Source organism: Mesorhizobium sp. ORS 3428 (assembly GCF_001854785.1).
In the GTDB taxonomy this organism is placed as follows: domain Bacteria; phylum Pseudomonadota; class Alphaproteobacteria; order Rhizobiales; family Rhizobiaceae; genus Mesorhizobium.
In genome coordinates, this window is record NZ_MDFL01000110.1 from 97,134 (window position 1) to 122,711 (window position 25,578).

The 25,578-nt window shown below is 64.3% G+C and carries 17 protein-coding genes; 3 read left to right on the top strand and 14 right to left on the bottom strand.

The genetic code is table 11. From position 1 onward, the window contains the following. Window positions 1-27 precede the first annotated feature (27 nt). Window positions 28-1,086 (bottom strand): class I SAM-dependent methyltransferase, encoded by a 1,059-nt coding sequence (locus ORS3428_RS11605; RefSeq protein ID WP_071097645.1) that lies wholly within the window; start codon window positions 1,084-1,086, stop codon window positions 28-30. Between ORS3428_RS11605 and ORS3428_RS11610 the strand changes: the two genes are divergently transcribed. Continuing rightward, window positions 1,067-5,098, top strand: coding sequence for a BTAD domain-containing putative transcriptional regulator (locus ORS3428_RS11610; RefSeq protein ID WP_172833680.1), 4,032 nt, complete (start codon window positions 1,067-1,069; stop codon window positions 5,096-5,098). The genes ORS3428_RS11605 and ORS3428_RS11610 overlap by 20 nt on opposite strands. Before the next feature lie 75 nt (window positions 5,099-5,173). Here ORS3428_RS11610 and ORS3428_RS11615 read toward each other — a convergent pair whose 3' ends face one another. The 7 genes from ORS3428_RS11615 to ORS3428_RS11645 all read right to left on the bottom strand — a co-directional run bounded on the left by ORS3428_RS11615 (window position 5,174) and on the right by ORS3428_RS11645 (window position 13,509). Next, window positions 5,174-5,899, bottom strand: a complete 726-nt coding sequence (locus tag ORS3428_RS11615) for a hypothetical protein (protein ID WP_071097650.1) — start codon at window positions 5,897-5,899, stop codon at window positions 5,174-5,176. A gap of 40 nt (window positions 5,900-5,939) precedes the next feature. Continuing rightward, a complete protein-coding gene (locus tag ORS3428_RS11620) occupies window positions 5,940-7,499 on the bottom strand; it encodes a polysaccharide biosynthesis/export family protein (protein ID WP_131802882.1) in 1,560 nt (519 codons plus the stop codon). Window positions 7,500-7,888: 389 nt separating this feature from the next. Further along, window positions 7,889-8,326 carry a YybH family protein gene (locus ORS3428_RS11625; protein WP_244507930.1) on the bottom strand — a complete coding sequence of 146 codons (438 nt, stop codon included), beginning with the start codon at window positions 8,324-8,326 and terminating at the stop codon, window positions 7,889-7,891. Window positions 8,327-8,544: 218 nt separating this feature from the next. Further along, window positions 8,545-9,243: an ABC transporter ATP-binding protein gene (locus ORS3428_RS11630; RefSeq protein ID WP_071097654.1), complete on the bottom strand. Its 699-nt coding sequence runs from the start codon at window positions 9,241-9,243 to the stop codon at window positions 8,545-8,547. After that, window positions 9,240-11,075, bottom strand: a complete 1,836-nt coding sequence (locus tag ORS3428_RS11635; protein WP_071097657.1) for a branched-chain amino acid ABC transporter ATP-binding protein/permease — start codon at window positions 11,073-11,075, stop codon at window positions 9,240-9,242. The genes ORS3428_RS11630 and ORS3428_RS11635 overlap by 4 nt, the downstream gene beginning before the upstream one ends. Before the next feature lie 12 nt (window positions 11,076-11,087). After that, complete coding sequence (locus ORS3428_RS11640) at window positions 11,088-11,963, bottom strand: branched-chain amino acid ABC transporter permease (RefSeq protein WP_071097659.1); 876 nt, start codon at window positions 11,961-11,963, stop codon at window positions 11,088-11,090. A 193-nt stretch (window positions 11,964-12,156) separates the two neighbouring features. Continuing rightward, window positions 12,157-13,509 carry a substrate-binding protein gene (locus ORS3428_RS11645; protein ID WP_071097661.1) on the bottom strand — a complete coding sequence of 451 codons (1,353 nt, stop codon included), beginning with the start codon at window positions 13,507-13,509 and terminating at the stop codon, window positions 12,157-12,159. A gap of 232 nt (window positions 13,510-13,741) precedes the next feature. Here ORS3428_RS11645 and ORS3428_RS11650 point away from each other — a divergent pair, with 232 nt between their 5' ends. Next, window positions 13,742-14,494, top strand: a complete 753-nt coding sequence (locus ORS3428_RS11650; RefSeq protein WP_071097663.1) for a Crp/Fnr family transcriptional regulator — start codon at window positions 13,742-13,744, stop codon at window positions 14,492-14,494. Between the two features lie 184 nt (window positions 14,495-14,678). Here ORS3428_RS11650 and ORS3428_RS11655 read toward each other — a convergent pair whose 3' ends face one another. Beyond that, window positions 14,679-15,401 carry a haloacid dehalogenase type II gene (locus tag ORS3428_RS11655; RefSeq protein ID WP_071097723.1) on the bottom strand — a complete coding sequence of 241 codons (723 nt, stop codon included), beginning with the start codon at window positions 15,399-15,401 and terminating at the stop codon, window positions 14,679-14,681. Between the two features lie 26 nt (window positions 15,402-15,427). Then, entirely contained in the window at window positions 15,428-16,363 is a 936-nt protein-coding gene (locus tag ORS3428_RS11660) for a DMT family transporter (RefSeq protein WP_071097665.1), read from the bottom strand. A gap of 204 nt (window positions 16,364-16,567) precedes the next feature. Between ORS3428_RS11660 and ORS3428_RS11665 the strand changes: the two genes are divergently transcribed. Next, window positions 16,568-17,458, top strand: a complete 891-nt coding sequence (locus tag ORS3428_RS11665) for a LysR family transcriptional regulator (RefSeq protein WP_071097667.1) — start codon at window positions 16,568-16,570, stop codon at window positions 17,456-17,458. Window positions 17,459-17,513: 55 nt separating this feature from the next. Here ORS3428_RS11665 and ORS3428_RS11670 read toward each other — a convergent pair whose 3' ends face one another. The 4 genes from ORS3428_RS11670 to ORS3428_RS11685 all read right to left on the bottom strand — a co-directional run bounded on the left by ORS3428_RS11670 (window position 17,514) and on the right by ORS3428_RS11685 (window position 25,563). Beyond that, the gene (locus ORS3428_RS11670) at window positions 17,514-18,833 is read right to left on the bottom strand and encodes an HlyD family type I secretion periplasmic adaptor subunit (RefSeq protein ID WP_071097669.1); all 1,320 of its coding nucleotides are present in this window, start codon (window positions 18,831-18,833) and stop codon (window positions 17,514-17,516) included. A gap of 3 nt (window positions 18,834-18,836) precedes the next feature. Beyond that, window positions 18,837-20,600: a type I secretion system permease/ATPase gene (locus ORS3428_RS11675; protein ID WP_244507931.1), complete on the bottom strand. Its 1,764-nt coding sequence runs from the start codon at window positions 20,598-20,600 to the stop codon at window positions 18,837-18,839. Window positions 20,601-20,648: 48 nt separating this feature from the next. Then, window positions 20,649-22,046, bottom strand: coding sequence for a family 16 glycosylhydrolase (locus ORS3428_RS11680; protein ID WP_071097674.1), 1,398 nt, complete (start codon window positions 22,044-22,046; stop codon window positions 20,649-20,651). 394 nt (window positions 22,047-22,440) lie between these two features. After that, window positions 22,441-25,563, bottom strand: a complete 3,123-nt coding sequence (locus ORS3428_RS11685) for an efflux RND transporter permease subunit (protein WP_071097676.1) — start codon at window positions 25,561-25,563, stop codon at window positions 22,441-22,443. Between the last annotated feature and the right edge of the window lie 15 nt (window positions 25,564-25,578).

The following is a 25,578-nucleotide window of genomic DNA, read 5'->3' on the forward strand; positions in this document are numbered from 1 at the left end:
GGATCGCCTGGTAAAACTGGTYGGAACTCACGGCCGCGCTTCGAGGATCATGTTGAAAGGCGTCTCGGTGGCGCGGCGGAAACGGCTGAAGCCGCCGGCCTTCGCCACCTCGCGCAGCCTTGCCTCGCCGGCCTGGGCGCCGAGCGCGAGGCCGACCTCCTGGTCGAGCGATGTCGGGGTGCAGACCATGGTCGAGCCCGCGTAGTAGATGCGGCCGACCGGGTTGAGGTTGTCTTCCAGGCGATCGCCGGCGAACGGYTCGATGATCATCAGCGTGCCGTCGGGCGCGATCGTCTTGCGCACATGCTTCAGGGCGCCCACCGGATCGCCCATGTCGTGCAGGCAATCGAAGAAGCAGACGAGATCATAGCCTGTGCCGGCGAAGGCCTTGGCGCTCTGCACTTCGAATGTCGCGCGCTCAGTGACACCGGCGGAGTCGGCAGYCTTGCGCGCCGCCTCGATCGAGCCGGGATGGGCATCGAAGCCGAAGAAGCGCGACTTGGGGAARGCTTCCGCCATCAGCAATGTCGAAACGCCATGCCCGCAGCCGACATCGGCAACGATCGCCCCGTGTTCGAGCTTGTCGACGACGCCGTCCAGTGCCGGCAGCCATTCCTGCACCAGATGATGCAGATAGCTGGTGCGGAAGAAGCGCGCAGTGCCGCAGAAGAGGCAAGGATGGCGCTTGTTCCAGCCGACGCCGCGGCCCGTCCGGAAGGCGTCCTCGATCTTGGCGCCATCGATCACCGTGGCGGCGACGATATCGCCGAGCGCGGCCATGAAGACCGGGCTGTCGTCATCGGCAAAGACGGTTGCCTGCTCCGGCGCCATCGAGAACCGGCCGGACCCGGCATCGTAGGTGACGTATCCGGACGCCGCCTGGGCCGCCAGCCATTCGCGGACATAGCGTTCGGCGGTGCCCRTCCGGCCGGCAAGCTCCGACGGGGTCATCGGCCCGCCGGCGGCGAGCGCCTTGTAGAGGCCGAGCCTGTCGCCCAATTGCACAAGCGATGCATTCATCGCGGCGCCGATGTCGTCGAGCATCTTGCCGAGAAAGGCGTTGAGTTTGTCCTGGTCGAGCTGCATTGCATCCTCCGTTGTGGCGGTGTCTCGGGAGGATGGTTTAGCGGGGCGCCGTCAAAGAATGTCGCGGCGGGCGTCAAAGCTTCGTCAAAAACAAACCTCCATCTTTTGCCCGCCCGTCGGCATCTCTATCCTGCAGCGGCAGGGCGCAAGCGCGATGGCGAAGATCCGGATCAGCACATTCGGCGGTCTTCAGGTCTTCTCACGGGAAGGCCGGCAGATCGCGCTTGGGTCGCGCAAGGCGCAGGCGCTGCTTGTTTACCTCGCCATGGCTGAAGGCCGCCCGCAATCGCGCGACAAGCTGGCCGCATTGCTGTGGGAGGACCGCGGCGAGGTCCAGGCGCGCGCCAGCCTGCGCCAGGAACTGCTCGTGCTGCRCAAGCTCCTTGGATTGAAAGGGGCGGAACTGGCGGGAGGCTCGGGGGAGGGGATCGTCCTCGCCGCCGATTGCATCGACCTCGACGCGCTGCGGTTCGAGCAACTGACAGCGGCGGGGACGCGCGAAGCGGACGAGCAGGCAGCGGCTCTTTACCAAGGGCCGTTCATGGAAGCCTTCAATCCGAAGGCGCCGGCTTTCGAAAGCTGGCTCGCCGCCACGCGGCAGCATCTCAACGAGATGGCCGTCAAGGCGCTGACGGCGCTGTTGGGGCATCATCTGGCCTCCGGTTCGTCCGCAAGGGCGCTCGAACTGGCGTTGCGCCTTGTGCCGCTCGACCCGTTGCAGGAGAATGTCCATCGGGCCCTGATGCAGCTCTATGTCAGGCAAGGCCGGGTCGGCGCGGCGCTTCGGCAGTTTCACGTCTGCCGCGAGATCCTGCAGCGCGAGCTCGGCGTGCGGCCCGAACCGGAAACCGAGCGGCTTTACCAGCAGATCCAGCAGAGACGGCGCGAGCAGGACCGGCCCGTCGCCGCCGGCCTGGGGGAAGCGGCGAGAGCTCCAGATCCAGAGCCGCCCGTCCCGGCAGCCGCCGCGCGCGAGCCGGCCGAGCCGGCATCGGAGCTGCGTCAGCTCGTCGTCATGTTCGTCGAGATGGGGGACCTGTCGGGTCTCGCCGACGAGGAGGATCCCGAGCACGAGCGAGACCTCTGCGCGCGCTTCGCGGACATCGTGCGCGGCGCCGTCATCGACCATGGAGGCGTGGTCGACAGAGAGCTCGGCGGGACCATTATTGCCTTCTTCGGCCTGCCTGTTGCCCATAGCAACGATGCGGAACGCGCATTGCGGGCCGGCCTGGAGGTGGTGAGGGCGGTTCGCGCGGTGGAAGGCCCTATTCCTGCGGCGAGGATCGGGCTGGCGAGCGGCCGCATGCTGGTCACCAGGCTTGATCAAGGCGGCGCGAGCGCGCGCACGGTCACGGGCGCCGCCATGCATCTGGCCGGCGTGCTCGCCGCATCGGCGGATGCCGACGAAGTGCTGCTGTCTGAGGCAGTCCACCGGTCGGTTGCACACCTTGTCGAGAGTGCTGAGTCCCGCACCGTCGTCGCGCGCGCCTCGGAAAAGCCGATCGAGGCCTGGCGGCCGGCGGGCCTCTCGTCCGAGGGCGCCGCCAGAACCGCCTTCGTCGGCCGCCAGGCCGAACTGGCCCAGATCGCCGGCGCGCTGAAGACATGCCTCGAAACCGGGCGCGGGCTCGTCGTGCATGTCCGCGGCGAGGCGGGAATCGGCAAGACGCGGCTGGTCGAGGAATTTCAGCGGCTGGCCGTCGAACAGGGATTCGCGTGCCACACCGGCCTCGTCCTCGACTTCGGCGCGGGCGGCAAACGCAACGCGATCCGGGCGCTCGTCGAGGGACTCGTCGTCGAGCCGCGCATCGCGGTCGACAGCGGCCTCGTCGATGCCGATCTGGAGGTTCACCTGTACCGCTTGCTGCAGCAAGCTCTGCCCGAGAACCTCACGGCGCGCTATGACGCGATGGACAATGCGGCGCGCGCCAAGGGACTGGAACGCACGCTCACGCAGCTGGTCGAGCGCGCAAGCGCTCGCAGGCCACTCGTCCTGGTCGTCGAGGACGTCCATTGGGCGGACGCCGAGACGCTGGCGCAGGTGGATGCGCTTGCTGGCGCGKCGACGACGAGCCAGGTCATCGTCGTCACCACGGCCCGCAGCGAGGAGGAACCTTCTGACCCGGCCCGGCAAATGCGAGTCGGCGAAGGGCCGCGGCTCACGCTCGATCTGGCGCCGCTCTACCGGCAGGAGGCCCTGGCCCTTGCAGGCAAGTTCCTTGCGCCGACCGATGTCTTTGCCATCCATTGCGTCGAGCGCGCGGGCGGCAATCCTCTCTTTCTCGAACAGCTGCTTCGCAGCGGCGACCAGGGACCGGACCGGTTGCCCGATACCATCCATAGCGTCGTGCTTGCCCGGCTGGACATGCTGCCGCCCGACGACCGGCGTACGCTGCGCATTGCCTCGGTGCTCGGCCAGCTCTTTGCCCCCGACGCCCTCGGCCATCTGCTGGAAAGTCCCGGACAGGACTGCAACGCCCTGATCCGGCGCGGATTTCTGAAACCCGCCGGCAACGATCTTCTGTTTGCGCATGCGCTCATGCGCGACGGCGCATACCTGTCCCTGCCGCGAGGGGAGCGCCAAGCGCTGCATCGCCGCGCCGCGCAATGGTTCGCCGAGCGCGATCCGATCATGCATGCCGAGCATCTCGAACTGGCGCAAGACCAGGCCGCGCCCAAGGCTTTCCTCGACGCGGCCGGCCGCGAAAATCGCGCCTATCGCTATGACCGGGCATTGCAGCTGGTGGAGCGCGGTCTGCGGYTCGGCGGCGATGGCGAGACCCGTTCTGCGCTCCTGCGCTGTCGCGGCGACACTTTGCTGAGTCTCGGCCGCACCGGCGAAGCCGGCGCCGCCTACGGCGAGGCGCTGGCCCTGGCGGAGGAGGAGGGCGGGCGCTGCCGCGCGCTGCTGGGCGTGGCGGCGGTCAAGCGCATCGCCGACGATGTCGACGGCGCCCTGGCGGATGTGCAAGCCGTGGAAGGCATTGCCGAACGCTCCGGGCTGGACGAGGAAGCCGCCCGCGCGCGCTTCCTCCATGGCAACCTGCTCTTTCCGCGCGGCGACATCGATGGCTGCCTGGAACAGCATCGTCTCAGCCTCGAACTCGCCAGGAGGGCGGGGCTGGCGGAGATCGAGGCCGCATCGCTGGGCGGCATCGGCGACGCCCAATATATGCGCGGCCAGATGGTCAGCGCGCATCGGCAGTACCGCTCATGCGTGGAAATCTGCGAACGCAACGGTTTTGGCCGCATCGCTGTCGCGAACCGCTCGATGGTCGTGGCCACCAGCCTCTATATCGGCGACATCAATGGTCTGCTCGGCGAGGCGCTGGCGGCAATCGAAGCCTCCAGGAAGATCGTCCATCAGCGCGCCGAGCTGATCGCGCATATGAACGCCTACCTCGCCTGGTCGTCCTTGATGCAGCTCGACAGGGCGCTGGAAAGTGCTGAAGCGTCCCTAAGTCTTGCCCGCCAGATCGAGGCCCCGCGTTTCGAGGCCGAGGCTCTGGCATTTCGCGGCGATGTGCACAGGCTGGCCGGTAGGAACGGACAGGCTGTCGCCGACCTGGAAGAGGCGCTGCGCATCAGCCGCCGCACCGGGATGGCCTATCTCGGACCCTGGTATCTGGGCCTCCTGGCCGTGGCCGCACCCGACCCCGAAATGAGGGCCGCTGCCCTGGAGGAAGGCGAGACGATCCTTGCTTCAAATGCGGTCGGCCACAACCATCTCCAATTCCGCCGCTACGCCGTCGACGCCTGCCTTGCCAGCGGGGACTGGGCCGGCGCCCGCCGCCACGCGGACTGCCTCGATGCCTTCACAAGAGCCGAACCCTTGCCCTGGGCCAGTTTCTTCGCTGCGCGCGGCCGCGCGCTCGCGGCGTATGGGGCAGGGGAGGTTTCTCCCTACTTGAGCACGGAGCTTCAGAGGCTGTCTGAAGAAGGACAGCACCTCGGCTTCATCGAAGCAAGCCGGGCAATAGACGCGGCTGGGAAATTTGGCGCATCGGCGTAACGGCGATGATTGCCGCCTGCCTTCGCGCGGAACCAGGCTCGTGCGCAGCTTTGCCATGGACGATGCAGCGCGGTGCTATGTCACTGCGGTGACGGTCCCCGCTGCATTGAGGCGACAGCCGACGTGCGCCTGCCGGACTTCAATTCCGCCTTGTCTTGCGTAGGCTATGCGCACCGTGATCGGCGCCGTAAGCGTGCCTCGGCGTTGACGCAAGGGACCTGCGCTTGCCACATCAACACGCACAGCGCCAAGCGGCTTCGCGACGGTGGTGATCGCCGCGCGGCAGGCGCGCACCACGGCAACCGGCGTGCCGGGTTTTGCGATCAACAGCGCCCAAGACCCAAAGGGATATCCTTTGGTGACGCGCCGGAAGTCACCATTGGCTGCTTTGGTCGGCCTGAGGGCGGGTGGCAGGACGATAGCCTGTCTCGTGGACTTTGGCGAAGCAGGAGCTGTCGTGACCGCGGCCGGGCTCTCGGGAGCGCTTGCCGATCTGCTGTCGGCGGAAGGATCGTCGCCCGCGCCGATGCTCGTCGAAACGCCTGCGCTGACGCCACCCAGGTTGCTGCCGGCACTGACGCCTGCGCCGAGCGATCCGCTGCCGCTCGTGGATGCTCCGACATTGGCGCCGCCTAGGCCGTCGGCGCTCGCGCCCACCCCCACCGAGGCGCCTTGCGAACCGGCGCTCACCCCGGCACTGACGCCGACGCCGCCGACCTGGCCGCCCACGCCTACGTCAACAGCCGAGGCAGGCCCGGTTGCGATCGCGATCGTCAAAGCGGCTGCGGCGAATTTCTTCATTGCCGAACTCCTGCTGCGGCTGAGCTTTGGCTCACCCCCTTCATTCGCTTGGGTCGAGCTCAGGTGGGTGCGTTGGGAGCAATTCGGCGGGAAGAACTATGATCTCGGTCGCCGTCTGATCGGGGTGCGGCAGAATTTGGACCTTGGATCTCAGTTTGTCCGGCAATCCAGCCTTGCGCAAAGCTTGGACCCGCGGGCGCTCTGCCGCGCTTGCAACCGCACTTGCGGGGATACGTGCTTTCGCCGCGCGTTTCATGCTCACGCTGCGTCGTTGGCGATGAGCCTTGATGGTGTCCGCCGTCTCACGCGCGGCAGTGAGGCTGCGGGCGAGACCGGTGGCCCTTTCACGCTGCTCCAACGCCGCCGCACTCAACTCTGYGGAGAACTGCCTTGAAGCGTCGCGCTCCTTGCGCACATTGTCGAGATCACGCACGGCGGAATCTGCTCGTTCGCGTTCCTGCCTGAGGGCTTCGCCCGCCTGCTTCAACGCGGCCTCGGCGGCCTGCCGGTCCTTGATGGCATTCGCCCGCTCGGCTGCAGCCTGATTTGCGCCTGTCTTGAGAGCGTCGATGGTTTGGCGGGAGGTGGTGAGTTCGTGTTCCAGAGCCTCAACCTTGCGCCGCTCCGCATCAAGCGCTCGCTTGGTGTCAGCCTGAGAGGCTGCCATGGAGCGCTGCGCTCCAAGCAGCGCTGCCTTCTCGCCGTCCCATTGAACGGCTTTGGCCTTGAAGCCATCGATATCCCGCCGCGCCGCCTCGAGATCGCGCGCCAGCGCCTCAGCCACTCGCCGTTGCTCTTTCAGCGCTTGTCCCTGCTTGGCCGCGCTGTCAGCCTCTGCGCGTGCCCGCGCGCTTGCCCCGCTTGCGTTGCGCTGCATAACATTTAGCGCCGATCGCAATGCCGCCAATTCGCGGCGCAAGGCCTGCTCATTCTCCCCGGGCGATGCTTGCGCAGCCTGGTCGGCTGCCTCGGGTACCCTCTGCGCCGGCTCTCCGGATATTTGGATCTCGGGCCAGTTCGGTTGTGCCGCCCCCGGTCCCTTCTCGATATCGCTGCGTTCCGAAGCTGCGGATGACGAACTGCCGTTGGCCGCGGCAATGGCCGACAGGTCGGGCGCCGGTTGAGTGCCTGTGGGTTCAACGGAACCTGTCGTTTCGGYGGCCGGCTCCGGTATGCGCTGGACGATCGTATCCGGCCGCTCGGYCAGGCCGCTCCTGGCTTGCAGGCGATCGGCAATCAGCTTCGCCAGCTCGTCAGGTCGCAGACCTGCCGCGGCAATGCGGCCGATATTCGGAAGTTCGAGTTCGCCCGTCGAGTCGATGCTGAAGGTTCGGTTGAGTTGCAGCCCCTCCACAACGCCGTCGCGCAGCGCGGTCCAGTGCCAAACGCGCAGTTCGATCGTGTCTCTCGGGGCAAGCTTGTCGTCAGCAGTCGACTGGCCCTTTGCCGGAGATCCGAGCAGCAAGACGGCGGATAACGAAACAAGGCACAGCAGGCCGCCTCCGCCGCGCAGTCCACAAAGTGGACGCAAAAGCCATCGTGCAATGAGGATGAAGACACGGTGGAGGAATGTTGTCTCGGTGCTCTCGATATGATTCATCACTGAACCCACCGGCCGCGCGACCCTCGCCGCTACTGTATTCCAAATCAGTGCTGCACGCCGCGCGCGGCTGATGCCGCACCAAAAAGACGAAGGATAGAAAGACACTCCCGGCAGGCCAACCACCGAAAAAGGCTTAGGGACTACCTCCTTTACCTTACTTCCGACCGAGAGGCCCCGACCTGCCGGTCCGCAGGAACGGCTCGACAGCCGGCGGCCTGCCGTCGGTTGCTACCGCTTCGTGAACGCCGGCGCGAACGAATCCATCATCGGCCGGGCTACGCACTGGACCCAGTGGTGAAAGCCTGACGCTTGGTACCCCGCGCTGAATGGCAGCCCAGGACGGCTGCCGCAGCAGATCGAACCGCTTCCCCAGATCACAACCGCGTCTATCGGCGGAGTACCGAATCTGCCGGCTGAGTCGTCGTAATCGGATCGGCATGACGATGCACAATCTTCCAGAGACCATCTTCTGGGCGAAAGACGGTCGTCACGCGTAACGCCAAAGGCGTGACATCGCTCCGACCGCCAACCTTGGACCTGAGCCGCTCTACTTCGACGAGGTATGCCAGCTCAGGCGTCACACGCTTCGCTATGTTCTCGAAGCCGGCAGCGTCGCCGTCCCTGTAATACGATGCCGCTTTCTCCATCGTCTCAACGACCTGCTTCCATCCATGCGCGAAAGGGCCAAAGGGATTGCCCAGCGTTACATCGTCTCCCTTGGAGTAGAGGTCCCCCGCAGGCGCGGGGTTTCCTTTCATGAATTCACCCAGCGCCAGGTGGTATTTTTCAACTGCTTGATCGAAGTCATTGGCGTCGAGTGACACATCATCCTCCCTGTCGTTTTGTTTCTGATCCGGACTGGCGACTCTCTCAGGTCAACATTTTGTCCTGTCCGCAGCGGTGAAGCATTTTCCCCAACTGCGCCGCAGTGTAGCACGGCGCGAGACAAAGTTCGCGACAGCGTTTTGAGACTGCTCGGTAGATGGCAGCTCTCCACCCTGAGCTGCCCTACGTCGGGTACCAAGCGTTAGGCTTTCACCACTTAAACGCCGAGATAGTGCTGCAGCATTCCCGGCTTTGCCTTGAGTTCCGCGGCCGACCCTTCGTGGACGATATGGCCGTTGTTGATGATATAGACGCGGCTGGCCAACGCGAGCGTCGCGGCGAGGTTCTGCTCCACCAGCACTATCGTCTGCCCTGCCTCGGTCAGTTCGCGGCAGGCGCGCACCAGGTCGCGCACGATGACAGGGGCAAGCCCTTCGAAGGGTTCATCGAGCAGAATGATCTTCGGATCGCGCACCAGCGCACGGGCAATGGCCAGCATCTGCTGCTCGCCGCCTGACAGGTCCGTGCCGCGGCTTGTGYGCCGCGCCCTCAGCGGCGGGAACATGGAGTAGATGCGCTCCAGCGGCCACCGGTTGTCGGCGGTCAATCCTGCCAGAACGATGTTTTCCTCGACGTTCAGGCTGCCGAAGATGCGCCGGTTCTCATGCACGAGCTGCATGCCTTGCCGGGCGATGCTGTGCGCCTTCTTGCCGACCAGTTCCACCCCGTCGAGCTTGGCCGAACCGGTCCGCGGGGTCACCACGCCCATCAGGCTCTTCAGCGTGGTCGACTTGCCCGCCCCGTTGCGCCCGAGCAGCGCCACGACCTCATTCTTCTCGACCCTCAATCCGACGTCGAACAGGATGTGGCTGTCGCCGTAATAGCTGTTCAGTCCGCTGACTTCGAGCAGGCTCATGCCATCTCTCCATTCACGCCGCCGAGATAGGCCTCCTGCACCTTCGCATTGGTCTTGATCTCGCTGGGCGTGCCTTCGACCAGCACTTTGCCCTCCTGCAGCACCGTCACCTTCCCGACCAGCTCGAACAGCGAATCCATGTCGTGGTCGATGATGATCATCGTGCGTCCGCGCGCGATAGACTTGAGCAGCGCCACCGTCTCGACGCGCTCGCGCGGGCTCATGCCGGCAAGCGGCTCGTCGAGCAGGAGCAGGCTCGGCGACGTCGCCAGCGCCAGACCGATTTCCAGCCGCCGCTTCTCGCCATAGGCCAGTTCCGAAACCGGCGTGTCGAGACGCGCCGTGAGGTTCACCAGCGCCGCCGTCCGCTCGACCTGCTCGTCGAGACCGGGAACGCCGTGCAGGCTCTTGAACAGATCGAGCCTGAACTTGCCGCGCGTCTCGCCCAGGGCGGCGATCGTCAGGTTCCGCCTGACCGTCAGGCGGTCGAACAACTGGTTGATCTGGTAGCTCTTGGTCAGCCCGAGCTGGCACACGTCGGACACGCCCATGCCTGTGATGTCGCGGCCCTCGAACATGATCTGGCCGGAGGTCGGCTTGATCTCGCAGGTGAGCATCTTGAAGAAGGTGGTCTTGCCCGCGCCGTTCGGCCCGATAATGCCCCGCCTTTCGCCGTGATCGACAGCAAAGTCGATGTCGCTGTTGGCGACGATGCCGCCATAGCGCTTGGTGAGGCCCCGCGCCTGCAGGATCGGCCCGGACGCCGGCGTGCCGCCGCGCCGGCGCGGCGGCATGGGCTCGATGCCGGCCGCGTTGAAGGGCGCGCTCTCGATCGAGGCCTCGGCTGGCTCGATGCTCTTGCGGCCTGCTGCCAGCCCATAGAGGTCGACGATCGCCCCGACGATGCCGCGCCGCAGGRAGCACACCAGGAGCACGAAGACGACGCCGAGCACCAGCTTCCAGGTCGCGCCGAGATGCAATGTGTTCTGGAAAAAGTCGCTGAGGTAGAGCCACACCGTCGCGCCCACCAGCGGCCCGTACAAAGTGCCGGTGCCGCCGATCGCCGTCTGCATGACGACCTGGCCGGATGTGTCGAACATGAAGGCGTCCGGCGGCATGAAGCCCTGCATGACGCCCAGCAGGCCGCCGGCGAACCCGGCATAGATCGCCGCCACCACGAAGGCCGTGAGCTTGTAGCCGTGGATGTTATGGCCGAGCGCCGCGGCGCGCAGCGGATTGTCGCGGATCGCCGAAAGGATCGCGCCGACGGGCGAGTGCACGATGCGCAGCGCGATGACAATGCCCACGAAATACCAGAACGCCAGGAAGGTATACATCGTCCAGTCGGTGTTGAACTCGAACACCTTGAAGCCGAGATTGAAGACCGGGGTGGGCACCCCGGGCAGGCCGTTCTCRCCGCCCGTGAATGCCGACAGCGGATTGAATTCGACGAAGAAGAACACTTCGGCGATCGCCACCGTGATCATGGCAAAATAGATGCCGGTGCGCCGCAGCGCGATGAGGCCGATCACATAGCCGACGGCACCCGCCACGACCGCGCCGATGACAATTGCCGCCATGACGTAGGGAAAGCCGGCTTCGGTCAGGAGGTAGGCGGCGAACATGCCGCCGGTGCCGTAGAAGGCCGACTGGCCAAAGGACAGCAATCCCGTATAGCCGAACAGGATATCGAAGCCGATACCGTACAGGCCCCAGATGAGGATGCGGTTGATGGTGCTGGGCGAGAAGCCGAGATGGGGCAGCACGAACGGCGCCAGTATCAGCGCCACTGCCGTCAGAAGCTCGACGAGGAAGGGACGTTTGATGCGCATGGCCGACCGCGTCTACTCGCGCCCTGCCGTGCCGAGCAGRCCACGGGGGCGAAGCACCAGCACCAGCGTCATCGCCACGAACAGCATGACGTAGGAGTAACCGGGATTGAACATCGAGGTGATGCTGATGATCTCGCCGGCGATGAGACCGCCGATGATCGCGCCGGGAAAGGAGCCGACCCCGCCGATCACCACGACGACGAAGGTCTGGACAAGTATGGCCTCGCCGACATCGGGCGCGATCGACACCACGGGTGCGTTGACGATGCCTGCGAACCCCGCCGCCATCGCGCCGATGCCGAAGACGAGCATGAAGACCCTGTAGACGTCGATCCCGAGCGAATCGACCATCACGGAATCCTCGATGCCCGCTCGAACGATCATTCCGATGCGGGTGCGATAGAGCACGAAGTAGAGCGCCAGCAGCGCGACGGCGACGATGCCRAGCAGGGCCAGGCGGTAGGTAGGATAGACCATGAAGCCCAGATGGGTGATGCCGACCAGCGGCGGGGGCGGCGGTATCGTGCGCGAGAGGCTGCCGAAGAAGAAGCGGACCGTCTCGACGAAGACGATGCCGAGCCCGAACGTGACGAGGAGCTGGTCCTCATGCGGGCGCGTGTAGAAATGGCGGATGATCAGCCGCTCGACCACCACTCCGACGATCATCACGAACAGCGATCCGGCCACCACCGCGGCCAGGAACGACCCGGTATAGGTGTAGGTGAACCAGCCGGCATAGCCCCCGAGCATGAACATCGCGCCGTGGGCGAGGTTGAGGACGCCGAGCGTGCCGTAGATGATCGTCAGCCCGGAGGAGATCAGCGCCAGGAGCGCGCCGAGCACGAGCCCGTTGAAGCACTGCGAGATGAAATTTGCCCAGTTGATCACGCTGCGCCCACCTTAATCATGAAGCATATGTCCCCGCGCTTCGCGCCGCCAAGGGCCTGGCGGACAAGTCGCGAACAATCGGCATCCCGGTGTTCGATGCCGGAGGGCGAACCCGTCTGCGCGACCTGCCGGGGCCGGTCCGAATGCGAACGCCTCCTCCGCCCGCGGCGGCGAAGGAGGGCGCTGGAAGGTATCAGGTGTAGCCGCCAAGGTTGCAGCCGAACGCGTCGGGCTTCTGCATCAGCGGCGCGCCGTCGACCACCTCGACCACATTCCAGTAGTCGTCGTCGCTCTTCATGTCCTTGGGGTCCTTGCCCTGGACAAGCACGACGGGCCGCACGCACTGATGATCTTCCGGCCGATAGCGGACATCGCCGACCAGCGAAGGGATGGTCTCGCCCTTCTCGTACTGCTTGATGACGTCCGGCGGGTAGAAGCTGCCGGCCTCGGAAACCATGCGCGCCCAGTGCGCCAGGCTGACATAGGAGTTTTCGGCGCCCCATTCCGGCCGGTAGTTGAACTTTTTCTGGAACGCATCCACGAACTGCTTGGCGAGCGGATACTTGTCCTCCAGGGTCCACCAGAAATCGGTGGCGGCGAAAACGCCCGCCGTCAGCTCAGGCCCCACTTCCTTGGCAAGGAAGGGGATCTGGTAGGGCACCACCATCTTCATGGTCGGGGTCAGGCCGAACTGCTTGGCCTGCTGGATCGACAGCACCGCGTCGCGGCCCCAGTTGACGTTGACGATGAATTCGGCGCCCGAGTTGGCGATGTTCGTCAGATACTGGCTGAAATCCTGGGTGCCCAGCGGCGAGATCTGGTTGGTCACCATCTCCCATCCGCCCTGCGAGGTCAGGTAATCGTTCACCGACTTGGTGACGGTGTGGCCGTAGGTGTAATCCGGCGTCATGAACGCCGCTTTCTTTCCCTTGCCGTAGGTCTTCAGCAGGATCGGGCCGATCGCGTTGGCGGCGGTCTGGCCATAGAAGTCCTGGCGGAAGCCGTAGCGGACGCAGTCCTTGCCGGTGGTGTCGTTCGAGCCGGAAATCCCCGCGACGTAGAGGATCTTTTCGCGCTGCGCGAACTTGTTGAGGGCGACCGCGACCGCCGACGAAGTCGAACCGGTCATCAGGATGATCTTGTTCTGGTTGATGAAATTCTGCTCGACCTCGACGGCCTGGTTCGGCTTGGCCGCGCTGTCGGCGGACAACAGCTCCACCTTCTTGCCGAGCAACCCTTTGTCGACCTTCGGCGCCATCGCCTTCATCAGCTCGTGGCCGTTGTTGATGTGCTCGACCGCGAGCTGCCAGCCTTTCAATTCGTCAGCGCCCTGCGCGGCATAGGTGCCCGTGAGCGGCACCGCGGCCCCGATATAGACGGTGCCGCCCTGCGATCCGACCGKCCATGTGCCGATTGCGGGCTTGTCGTCGGCCGCGAAGGCCGCAAAATTGGAATAGGGCAGAACGGCACCGCCAAGCAAAGCGGCGCCGGCGTGCAGTACGGTGCGGCGCGATATATTGGCGGCGTTTTCATCGTCGAATGGCATCAGTTGTTCCTCCTTAGACCTGGAGCCGTCTGACGGCTCTCGCTGTTGTCCCCAGATCCCGAACTCGCTTTTTTTCACGCAAGACTGTGAAGAACACGCCTGCTTTTTTGGGCATTCGCGGCGGCCCAGGCGGGCCCGTCAATACAACTTTCGTTTGATGATTTTGTTCATTGATCCAGATTAATAATCCTAGGAAAGTTTCGCCGCAGATCATGAAGCTTGGGACCCTGGCATGCCGCTGACCGGCCACCCGATCGTGACGCGACTGACGCGCGCAATGAAGYTGAATGCGGCCGAAATCGCGAGCCTTGCGTCCATCTTCGAGCGCGATCTTTCCTTCCGGAAGCGGGAGGAACTCATTGTTCGCGGCTCGGAGTTCCGAAACCTGTGTTTCGTCAAAGACGGTTATGCGATCCGCTACAGGTTGCTTCGAAGCGGCAAGCGGCAAATCCTCAAGCTCATCCTGCCGGGCGACGTCATTGGAATCCCCGTCAGCTTTTTCGATCGATCGGGCTCTGCGGTCGTTGCCGTGAGCGAACTGACTTACGCTGTCTGCCCGTTCGATTCTTACATTCGTCTTTGCTACGAGCAGCCGCAATTCGGTTTGGTTTTAAGCTGGCTCGCCGCCGAAGAGGCGGCGACCTACTCGGAACACATCGTCAATCTGGGCCGGCGCACGCCGATTGAAAGGCTGGCGCATCTTTTGCTCGAAATCCACTCGCGTCTTYTGGAGGTTGGACGCGCGGACGAGGCGAGTTTCGACTTGCCATTTTCGCAGGAAGTCATGGCCGACGCGCTCGGGTTGAGCGTGCCCCATCTCAATCGCGTAATGCAGCAGCTGCGCGCCGAACAGCTCATCACCAGCAACTCGCGCCTCATCGATTTGACAGACCTCGCGGGACTGCGAAGACTGGCTCAGTACGAGCCGATGRCTCTCGCCCCGATCCCCAGGGCCGGAGCGCCGGCAATGACCACGGAAGCCTGACCGCACCGGCCATCGAACGCGTCGCGCAACGGGCATCTCGAGGCCTGCCGCGCGTGCCTGCCGCTCCGTAAACGCCCACGCGAACGAATCCATCATCGGTCGCGCGAGATACTCGAAGAAGGTCCGGTCGCCGGTGTTGATGAAGGCCTCGGCCGGCGCGGGATAAAGCTGTTCGGTTCAGGTATCAGGCACGCAATTCTTCGCTGTGGGCTTTCACGAGCTCGGCCATGCTGTCGAAGCGGAAATCCACCTTCGGCATGTCGCCGGGGTGCATGGTGGCGCCGAAGCCCTGATCGGCGTGGCGACGATAGATCCAGCACGATGCCAGACCGCAGCGGTTGGCGGGAACATGGTCATGGAACATGCTTTCGGCCGTGTGCAGGATCTGCCGCTTCTCGACGCCGATCGTCCCGAGCTTTTCGAGCATATAGTCGAAGTTCCGGTCGGAAGGCTTGTAGGAGCCGATATCTTCCGCCGTGTAGATCGCATCGAAATCCACCCCGAGCTTCTTATTGCTGAACGAGAAGCTCTCGTTGTCGACGTTGGAGAGGATGATCAGCTTGTAGTGCTGCTTGAGATACTGCAAGGACTTCGCGGAGTCGGCAAAGGCAGGCCAGTTCTTCACGCTTTCGCCATAGGCGATGCATTCCTCTGGAGTGACGATGACACCCCATTCCTCGGCAAGCCGCTTGTAGACGATCGCCAGAAGGTCGCGGTAGCGTTTTTCCGGGGTCCATTTCTGCTGACTGGATTCGTGCCGGGCGTGCGCCTCCAGAATCTCGTTGCGGCTCAAATGACGACCAGTCCGCTCGGTCAGCGGCTTCAGGCCGTCGATCATGCCGGATTCCCAGTCGATCAGCGTGCCGTAGCAGTCGAAGGTCAGGGCCTTGAAATCTGTCAGCTTCATGGGGTTCACCTCCTTGATGTCCATGATTACCCGATAGGCTGCTCGACTGAGCCTAAACCTGCCTCGTGCTTCGATGCTTTGCTCCGCGACGAGGTGAGCCAGACCCCGAATAGCGTCACCGCAAGGCCGAGGAACATCGCCTTCRAGAGCGTCTCGCCGAACATCCACCAGCCCCAGAGCATCGTCACCTGCGGGCTGAGATAGATCACGCTGCTGACCTGTGCGGCTGCGTAAAGACGCAGGCTCGCATAATAGGTGCTGTAGCAGAAGAAGGTCGAAAACAGCACCAGCCAGGCTATGCCGAAGGCGAAACGGCTATCGAGAGGCGGCATCAGTCCGCCATTCCATCCAGCACAGGCGGCGAAAGGGATCGCGGCCGTCAGGCATTGAATGCAGAGACTCTGATGGATGGGCATGTTGATCGTCCCCATCCGCTTCTGCACCACCGTTGCCAGCGCCAGAACCATCATGGAAGCGACAGTCAGGACATATGCCCAGGCCGGGGCCGTCCCGAGGCTCAGGCTGTCCAGCGAGACGATAAGCACACCCGTCACGCCGAGAGCCGTTCCGATCCATTGTCTCCCGCTCAATCGGTGGCCCAGAATCGGCTGCGACAAAGCTGCGATGGCGAGAGGGACAAGATCGGAAATGAGCGCGACGAGGCCGGTCGGCACACGCTGGCCGATGGCAAGCGCGAAGCCGCCCAGATAGAGGAACATCATCGCGACGCCGAACACCATCTGCTGAAGCAAGGCGTGTGGGCTGATGCGCGGCCCGATCAGGAGCRCAAACGGCATGAGCAACAGGCCGGACATCAAGTTTCGCCAGAACAGGACCAGCATGACATCTGCGTTCTCGCTGGCGTAGCGGATGCCGACGAAGCCGGAACTCCAACTGAGAACCAGGGCTGTCGCCATGATCGGCCAGACGAGGGGATGCGTCTTGTTCTGCAGGGGCGCCATGGGCTGTCTTTTCCGAGCGCCCGTGCTCCGCAAGCGATCACAGGCAATGTTGGTCGAGACTTATGGCGACACGCACACGCAGTTGCACATGACAAATTTCGATGTGCTCATGAATGTGCCATGAAATATGGCATATTGCTTTGTCTGAAAGCGGCTTCTGCGTCAGAAGTTGGCGCGTAGCTTTCGCACCGAACGAGGACTGTCATGGCTGGAGTTATGAGCCGCCGCCTGGATGTCGATGCCTTGCGGGCGTTGGTCGCGATCGAGAAGCATGGTGGTGTCACGCGGGCGGCCGAGGCACTCGGCTTGTCGCAATCGGCTGTCAGCCACAAGATGAGGAGATTGGAAGCGAGCCTCGACTGCGAAATCTTCAGCCGGAAAGCCAATGCGCCKATGTTCACCACGGCCGGGCACGATCTMCTGAGTTACGCGCGGCGCATCCTGGGAATCCATGACGAAGCGATCCTGAGCCTCTCGAAAAGCACGCTGCAAGGCAAGATCGCGCTGGGAATGACCGAGGATACGACCTGTACGGATCTCTCACGCATYCTTGGTCGGTTTCGCCGGCTCTACCCGGATGTGAGCGTCCGTACGCAAGTGCGCATGAGCCTCGTCTTGCAGGACCTGCTCAGCCGAGGAGCCCTTGATGCCGCCATCGTCCAGGTATTCCAGCATGAGGTTCGTCCCGCCGACATCGTCCTGTTCCGTGAAACGCTGCACTGGGTCAAGTCTCCCGACCTGATCCTGTCGAAGGACAAGCCGATCCCGTTCCTTTCCTTCGATGAGAACTGTTTCTATCGGCGTTGGGGCCTCGATCTAGGGCAGGACGAGGGGACCGTGTTCGAGACCGTGTTCGAATGCTCCAGCGCGGCGGGAATCATTGCAGGCGTGACTGCGGGGCTCGGYGTCGCGCTGTTGAGTCAGCGGCACCTGCAACCCGGCATGGAGATTGTCGACAAGGACTTTCCCAAGCCGCCGGACCTGGCTTACGTGGTCAGGCGCGCGCGCAATTCGCGAAATGCCGCGCTGGACACCTTGGTCAGGGAAATCGAGGCCGAAGTGAAACGGTACGGAGCGCTTCACATCGCCGTCTGAGCGTCATGCCGCCCCTGGAAAGCGGAGAGCGGTGCGCGATGGCGGACCGCGCCGCTCACCTCTCCTTAAACGCCCGCGCGAACGAGTCCATCATCGGCCGCGCGAGATACTCGAAGAAGGTGCGGTCGCCGGTGTTGATGAAGGCCTCGACAGGCGTGCCCGGATAGAGCTGTTCAGGCTTGACGCCGGGCGGCAGTTCGTCGGCGATCTTCAGCTTGGCGCGGAAATAGGGCTCGTGCGTCGTCTGGTCGACCAGCCGGTCGGCGGAGATCTGCGTCACGGTGGCCGACACCTCGGGCGTCAGGCGCATGTTGAGCGCCGACAGCCTCAGTTTCGCCGGCTGGCCGACGCGCACCTGGTCGATGTCCCTCGGCCGCAGCCTGGCATCGACGACAAGGCCTGACGCGGTCGGCAGGATTTCCATGATCTTTTCGCCGGCCGCGATGACGCTGCCTTTGGAATTATAGATCGAGGACACGACGATGCCCGATGCCGGCGCCTTGATCGTCGTGCGCTTGAGCACCGCTTCGGCTGCCCGCATCTGTTCCTCGATGTCGGCGAGGTTGGTGCGAACCTCGTCGAGCTTGGTCAGCGCTTCCTCGACGCGCTGCGTGGTCAGGCGCTCGACCTGCACCTGCGCCTCGACGATCTGGCTGTTGGCCGCGGCGAGATTTGCTTCCAGCGCGCCGGCCTGGCCGACCAGGTCGGCCTCGCTGCGCAGAAGCTGCGAATATTCGGAGCGGTTGGTGAGGCCTTTGTCGAGCAGGCCGGTCTTGATGCCGAGTTCCTTCTTCACCACCTCGGACTGCTGCTGGATTGCCTGCTTCTGGGCGTTCAACCCCTGGACCGACTCGCGATGCATGGCGGCCCGTTGCGACAGGATCGACTGCTCCGAGCGGAATCGGGCGAGCCTGGCGTCGAACTCCTTCTGCTGCTCGCGGATGAGATTTTCAAAATCCTGCTGGAACGGCGCCGGCGCGGCCTCGGTGATCGGAGCCAGCCTGTCCAGTCCGTCGCGCTCCGCCTCCAGCCGCGCGGCGCTTGCCTTGAGCGCGATCGACTGTCTTGTCAGCCGGTTGAGCTCGGCCTGCGCGGCCGTCTTGTCGAGGATGACCAGGTCCTGGCCCTGCTGCACGCGGTCGCCTTCATGGACCAGCAGCTGCTGGATGATGCCGCCTTCGGGCTGCTGGATGAGGATGTTGCCGCCGGTCGCCGAGATCGTGCCCCGCGTGATCACGGCGCCGGAGAGCGGCGCGGTGGCGGCCCAATAGCCGAAGCCGCCCGCCAGCAGCGCAATCGCCGCGTAGCCGGTGAGGGCCACGCGCCTTATGTCGGTGCGCGGCTGGCTGTTCCAGGCAATAGTCTCGACCGTCATCGTCTAGGACCCGAAGCGGACGCTCTGCGTGCGCATCGTCGGCGCGAATGAGCCGCTCACCACCGTGCTCTTCTGCGCGGGAACACCACCCTTGCCGGCGCCCTTGGTCGCGGCCGGCCGGCGCAGCACCTCGGCGTTCGGCCCGAAGGCTTCGATGACGCCGCCGCRCAAGATCATCACGCGGTCGCAGGCCGTGGCGATGGACGGGCGATGCGTGATCACGATCGTCGTGACGCCGGCGGCCCGCGCCGCGACGAGCACCGCTTCGAGCGCCGCCTCGCCACTGCCGTCGAGATGGGAACTGGGCTCGTCGAGCACGAGGATGCGCGGATTGCCGTAGAAGGCGCGCGCCAGCCCGATCCGCTGGCGCTCGCCGCCCGACAGCGTCCTGTCCGAAGGGCCGACCATGGTCTGGTAGCCGTCGCGCTGCGCCAGGATCAGCTCATGCACCTCGGCGCGCGTCGCGGCCTCGACGATCGCGCCGTCCTTCGCGTGGGGGTCGAAGCGGGCGACGTTTTCCGCGATCGATCCGGGAAAGAGCTCCACCTCCTGCGCGAGGTAGCCGATATGCCTTCCGATCTGGTTTTCGTCCCAGGTCCTGAGGTCGGCGCCGTCAATCCTGACCGAGCCGCCGGTCGGCTGGGTAGCGCCGACGAGCAGCCGCGCCAATGTCGATTTGCCGGCGCCGCTCGGGCCGACGATCGCCACCGCTTCGCCGGCGCGAACGGCGAAGTTCAGCCGCTTGAGGATGGGCTCGGTGCCGGGCTGGGCATTCGGTGCCATGAAGAAGACGTCCTGCACCGAAATCGCGCCCGACGGATCCGGCAAGGTGAGTTTGCGCGCTTCGGCCGGATGGGCCGCAAGCGCCTTTTCCAGCCGCGTCCAGGCCCGCCGGGCATCGACGATCTGCCGCCAGCAGCCGATGAGCTGGTCGAGCGGCTGCAGCGCGCGCGACGACACCAGCGAGGAGGCGAAGATCATGCCGGCCGTCATCTGCCCTTCCAGCACCAGCCATGCGCCGACGCCCAGGATCGCCAGCTGCAGCACCATGCGCAGCGCCCGCGAGGCGCCGCTGAAAATGGCGTTGGCGGTCGAGGAACGGTCATAGAGCGTCAGCGCTTCCGCGACGTGCCGGCTCCAGACCCGCGCGGCGTTCTCGACCATGCCCATGGCGCGCAGCGTTTCGGCATTGCGGGCAAAGACCTGCTCCGCCTGGCTGGCGAGCGCCGAGCGTTCGGAGGACAAGGCATCGTTCCTACCGATGGCAAGCTGGTTCGCCACGACCAGCGCGACAAGCACCGCCGTGCCGGCGAGCGTCACCCAGAACAGGACCGGATGGATGAGGTAGAGCAGCGCGAGGAAGACAGGAGCGAAGGGCAGGTCGAACAGCACGGGCACGCCGCGCGACCTGATGAAGGCGCAGACCGAGGCGAGGTCGCGCAGCGGCGACAGTGCGCCGCCGGCATGTTTTGGCGCCAGCGCGGCAGCGAATGTGCCGGCGCCCAGCTTGCCGTCGACGGTAGCCGCGACGCGCTGCGTGTAGATGGAGCGCACGGCGTCGAGCAGGCCCAGAAAGGCGAGCGCCGCTACCGCCATGGCCGACAGGTAGACGAGCGTCTCGAGGCTGGAGGAGGGCAGCACGCGGTCATAGACCTGCAGCAGATAGAGCGGGATCACCAGAAGCAGGATGTTGATCAGCAGCGAGAAGACGCCGACATCGGCAATGGCGCGCAGCAGCACCGGCCGCAGGCTGGGCTGCGCAATCAATCCCGCTTCCCCGGACGGAACACGACCCCGAAACATTGTGCGGGTCGCCTAAACCGTGTGGTTCCAGTTGTCCAGCGTATAGGCGTGGATGTAGTCGATCTTCATCTGGGCAGGCGTTGAGAGATGGTCCGGCGGCGCACCGGCCTGACCGCCGACCGCAAGGTCGACCAGCATGTACATGGGCTTGTGCATGTCGGACGGCGTCGCCGCTTCCGCGACCTGCACGCCGTCATAGGTCCAGACGAGCTTGTCCGGCGTCCAGAGCACGCCATAGGTGTGGAACCCGGCGGTGTTCGAGACATTCACCGCGGACGAGACCATGGTGTGCGTTCCGGTCTCGTTCGTGTGCGCGGTCATCAGAAGCGTGTTCGGGTTCTGGCCGTACATTTCCATGACGTCGAGCTCCGGCGGCCACGAGCCGTCTTCCGGCAGCAGCCAGAAGGCCGGCCAGGCGCCGGCGTGCTCGGGCAGGTCGGCCCGCATTTCGAAATAGCCGTAGGTCTGCGAGAAGGAGTCGTGGGTGGTCAGGAGGCCGGACGTGTAGTCGTGGTTGTTGATCAGCGGCTTGATGTCCGCCGACGCCTGCGCGGCGGTGATGGTGAGCACGCCGTTGGATACGCTCCAAGGGTGGACGGAACTCGTCGGAGCGTAGTTGGCGTCGATATACCATTGCAGCTCGTTGTTGCCGCTCAAGGTGCTGCCGTTCGGCGCCCCCCACCAGAAGTTGGTAGACCACGTGCCGCCCTGGCTGTTGTGAAGGCTCAGCGCGTTGAATTCGTCGCTGAAGGACAGCTTCATTCCGGTCTTGTCGATCGGCAGCTCGAACTGGCTGGGCAGCAGCTTGTCGGCGGTGGTGTTGTTGAAAACCAGCGTCTCGCCGTTTCCGAAATTCAGCACAAGGTTCGCTCCCGCCTGGACCAGATGTGCCTGGACGTCGGCGAACGTCTTGAAGCTGTAGCCGTTGAGACGCACGGTGTCGTCCGCGCCGAAATCGGTGATCAGGTCGCTGCCGTTGCCCTTGCTGATGATGAACGTGTCGGCGCCGCCGCCGCCGATCAGCACGTCGTTGCCCTTGCCGCCGTCWATCGTCTGGCTGCCGGTGCCGCCCTTGATGATGTTGTCGAGCGAGTTGCYGAACGCATAGCGGTTGTCGCCGGTGACGACGAGGTTCTCGAAATTGTCGGGGAGCTTGTAGCTCATCCAGGTGTCGATCGTGTCGATGCCCTGCCCAGCGTATTCGACCGGTACGTTTTTCGTCGAATAGAGGTGGTAGTAGTCGTCGCCTGCGCCGCCGTACATGGTGACCTTGAGGCTGGAGTCGCCCCAGAAGGAATCGTTGCCGGACGTTCCGTACAGTGTCGAAACGCCCGCGGTTGCGGAAAACCAATGGGTGGAAGCGCCGGTATAGGGGAGGGGAACTCCCTTGGCGTTGATTTCACTGGCCATCCGACAATCCTCCTCGTAGTGCACGGCCTGCTTGAATCGGTCGATGCGCCTTCAACTTGCTATTGCGGATCAACTTGCGACTCAAATTATCGTTCCAAGGAATTGGCACGCAGTACAGAGAAAAATCATATTTCAGCGATCAATTCTTTAACGCGAAGGGAATGAGGGCGGGCTAATACAATTTATGCGCGAACTTGCCTTAATTTTACTCAATATCGCAAGAAGTCCTGCCAACAGATTGGACAGATCGTCGCGGATGAATGTATTGTTTCAATACAGACGCGCTAAGCGGCGGTTCGAATTGGCTAAGCCGTCAGAAGCTCCGCGCGCTCAAGGCTTGCCCATCGCGATGCTTCAGGAGCGCCGCCAGGCGCTTGGCGACGGCGATTCAAACTCATTGCGACTGCAGTGCGATATTGCGCGAAAACTCCTGCGCCCGCTTGTGGAAGCGGCCGAAGTGCAGGGCCATCGTCGGCAGCACCATGAGGTTGAGCAGGGTTGAGGTCACCAGCCCGCCAAGGATAACGATCGCCATTGGCCCCTCGATCTCGTTTCCGGCCGCGTCGCTGGCCCATGCCAGGGGCAGCAGGCCGAGCGCGGTAACGACAGCGGTCATGAGAATAGRCACCAGCCGTTCGGCGGCGCCCTTGCGGGCCGCTTCCGGTCCCCAGACCATTCCTTCCTCGTTCACCAGGTGCTCATAGTGCGAGATCAGCATGATCGAGTTGCGCAGCGTGATGCCGAACAGAGTGACAAAGCCGACCAGCGAGCCGAGCGACAGATCACCGCCGCTCGCCAGCACCGTCAGCACTCCGCCAACGAGCGCGAACGGCAGGTTGACCAGCACGAGGAGCAATGCCCGCGCGCTCTTCAGCGCCAGGAACATGAGCAGYACGATGCCGACATTGGCAGCCACCGTATAGATCAGCAGGTCCTGCTGCGATTGTGCGCGCGCCTGCTCCTCGCCGGCAAACATCAGATAGGTGCCTTTGGGCAGGCTGACTTCCCTGCCGATGCGATCTTGGATTTCCCTGACGAAATCGCTGACCGCGCGACCGTGCACTCCCGACGTCACGGTTTGCAGGCGCTGGCCGTCGCTGTGCAGGATCTGGTAGCGGCTGGTGGTCTGGCTGATATCGGCAAGCTGGCTGAGCGGCACCGTCACGCCCGCCGGGCTGCGCAGCAGCAGCGAGCCTATCGCCGCCAGATCCTGGTGCGCCGCGGGAATCAACGACACATTGACGTCGTATGCCTGGTTGCCCTCGTAGATCTGGCTGGCGGCCGTACCCTCATAGGCGGTCTGGATCGCGTCGAGCACATCCACCGGAGTGAAGCCCCAGCGGGTCAACTGCTCCGGCTTGAGGCGCATCGTCAATTGCGGCAAATATTGCGCGGACTCGACCCGCACGCCGATCGCGCCCGGGATGGTGCCCACCAGCTGGGCGATCTCCGCCGCCTTGCTGTCGATAATGTCCAGGTTCTGACCGAAGAGGTTGATCACCACCGGCGCGGTCACGCCTGAAATGCTCTCGTCGATGCGTTCGGCCAGGAAGGTGTTGACCGATGTAATGAGCCCCGGGAAGCTGGCCAGTGTCTGTTGAATATCGACAAGCGCGCGCCGATGCTCGGCCGGCGACAACGGCTTCAGGTCGACCTCGAACTCGCTGATATTGACGCCCGTGGGATCGACCACTTCGTTGGCCCGGCCCGCACGCTGCGCCACCAGGCGCACGCCGGGAATTTGGCTGAGCTGCGCGGTGACCTCGTTGCCGACACGCATGGACTCGGCCAGCGATGAGCCCGGGGCAAGCGCCATATGCACGAGGTAGTGGCCTTCCTTCAGCTCCGGAATGAAGTTCCCGCCGAAGAACGGCAGCGCCGCGAGCGCCGCGACGCAAAGCGCCCCGATCATCCAGATGATTGTCCGGTAGCGCGATTCGATTGCGGCAAGCGCGGCCAGGTAACGCGCCTTCAGCGCTTGCACCAGCCTGGGTTCTTGTTCCTTGAGCGTGTTGCCGGTGAGCAGCAGGAAGGCGAGCGCCGGCGTCACCGTCAGCGCCACCACCAGTGAAGCCAGGATTGCCAGGATGTAGGCGATCCCCAATGGCGCGAACAGCTTTCCGGCGATGCCGGACAGTGCCATGACGGGCAGGAACACCAACACGACGACCAGTGTGGCGTAGACCACGGCGCTTCGTACCTCGAGCGAGGCGAGCAATACGACCTGCGCGGGCGGCAGCGGGTGGCTCGCCTGCCGGTTTTGCCGCAGCCGCCGGAAGATGTTCTCGACGTCGACGACCGCGTCGTCCACGACCTCGCCGAGCGCGATCGCCAGCCCTCCGAGCGTCATCGTGTTCAGGCTTACGCCGAAATGGGAGAGAAGGATCACGGCTGTCAGCAGCGATAGCGGGATCGCGGTGGCGGAGATGATTGCGGTGCGCACATTGAGAAGGAACAGGAACAAAACGCCGATCACCAGCACGCCGCCGAGAACCAGTGCGGTGCGCAGATGGCCGATGGCGGTTTCGATGAAACCGGCCGGCCGAAAAATGTCCGGGTGCAGCGTCACCTGTTGCCCTRCCAGAACCGGCTGCAACGCCCTCAGCACCTCTTCGACGCTGCGCGACACCGACATCATGTCGGCGCCGTACTGGCTTTCCACCATCAGCGAGACGGCAGGCTTGCCAGCGACGGAGGCCGCGCCGACGGCCGGCGCCGGCCCGATCGCGACTTTGGCGACGTCGCCCAGACGCAGCGCGATGCCGTTCTGGTAACGGAGCACGACCTGCGCCAGTTGTTCGGGCGTAAGCGTCTGGCCCTCGGTGCTCAGCACAATGCGCTGGTTGGCATTTTCGACATAGCCGGCGCCACGGACGCCCGTTGCGCGCTGCGCGACGCTGAGCAAGTCCTGCAGCGCCACGCCGTACTGCACCAGCTTTTGCGGGTCTACCTGGACCTGGAACTGCTTGACATCGCCRCCGAACACGATCACGTCGGCGACACCCGGCACACGCAGCAGCTGCGGTTTGACGGTCCAGTCCGCCAGCGTGCGAAGGTCCATCAGCGAAAGGCGGTCGGAAGTCAGGCCGGCCACCAGGGTCACGTTGGTCGAGGATGTAAGCGGCAGCAGCGCCGGCGGCTTGACGCCGTGCGGTAAGGTGCCGCTCAGCACGTTGAGCCGCTCGGCCGTCAGCTGGCGGGCCTTGTAGATATCGGTGCCGTCCTGGAACGTAAGCGTCACCATGGACAGCCCCTGCAGCGACTTCGAGCGCATGCTGGCAAGGCCGAGCGTGCCGCCCATCGCGTTCTCGACCGGCTGGGTGACGAGCGCTTCGACCTGCTCCGAGGTAAGGCCGGGCGCCTCGGTCTGGATCACTGCCAGCGGCGGCGCGAACTCGGGAAAGACGTCCTGGCGAGCGTTCGTCAGCGTGTAGATTCCGTAGCCGGCCAGCAGGCAGGCGAGCGCGATCACCACGCCGCGGAAGCGGACGGCAAAACGAATGATGGCGTTCAACATGACAGGGGCGCGGCG

Excerpts from the sequence above, each read along its gene's own strand:
- ORS3428_RS11655 (WP_071097723.1), bottom strand. The coding sequence starts at position 15,401 with ATGAAGCTGACAGATTTCAAGGCCCTGACCTTCGACTGCTACGGCACG.
- ORS3428_RS11615 (WP_071097650.1), bottom strand. The coding sequence starts at position 5,899 with ATGAAGAAATTCGCCGCAGCCGCTTTGACGATCGCGATCGCAACCGGG.
- ORS3428_RS11670 (WP_071097669.1), bottom strand. The coding sequence starts at position 18,833 with ATGACGGTCGAGACTATTGCCTGGAACAGCCAGCCGCGCACCGACATA.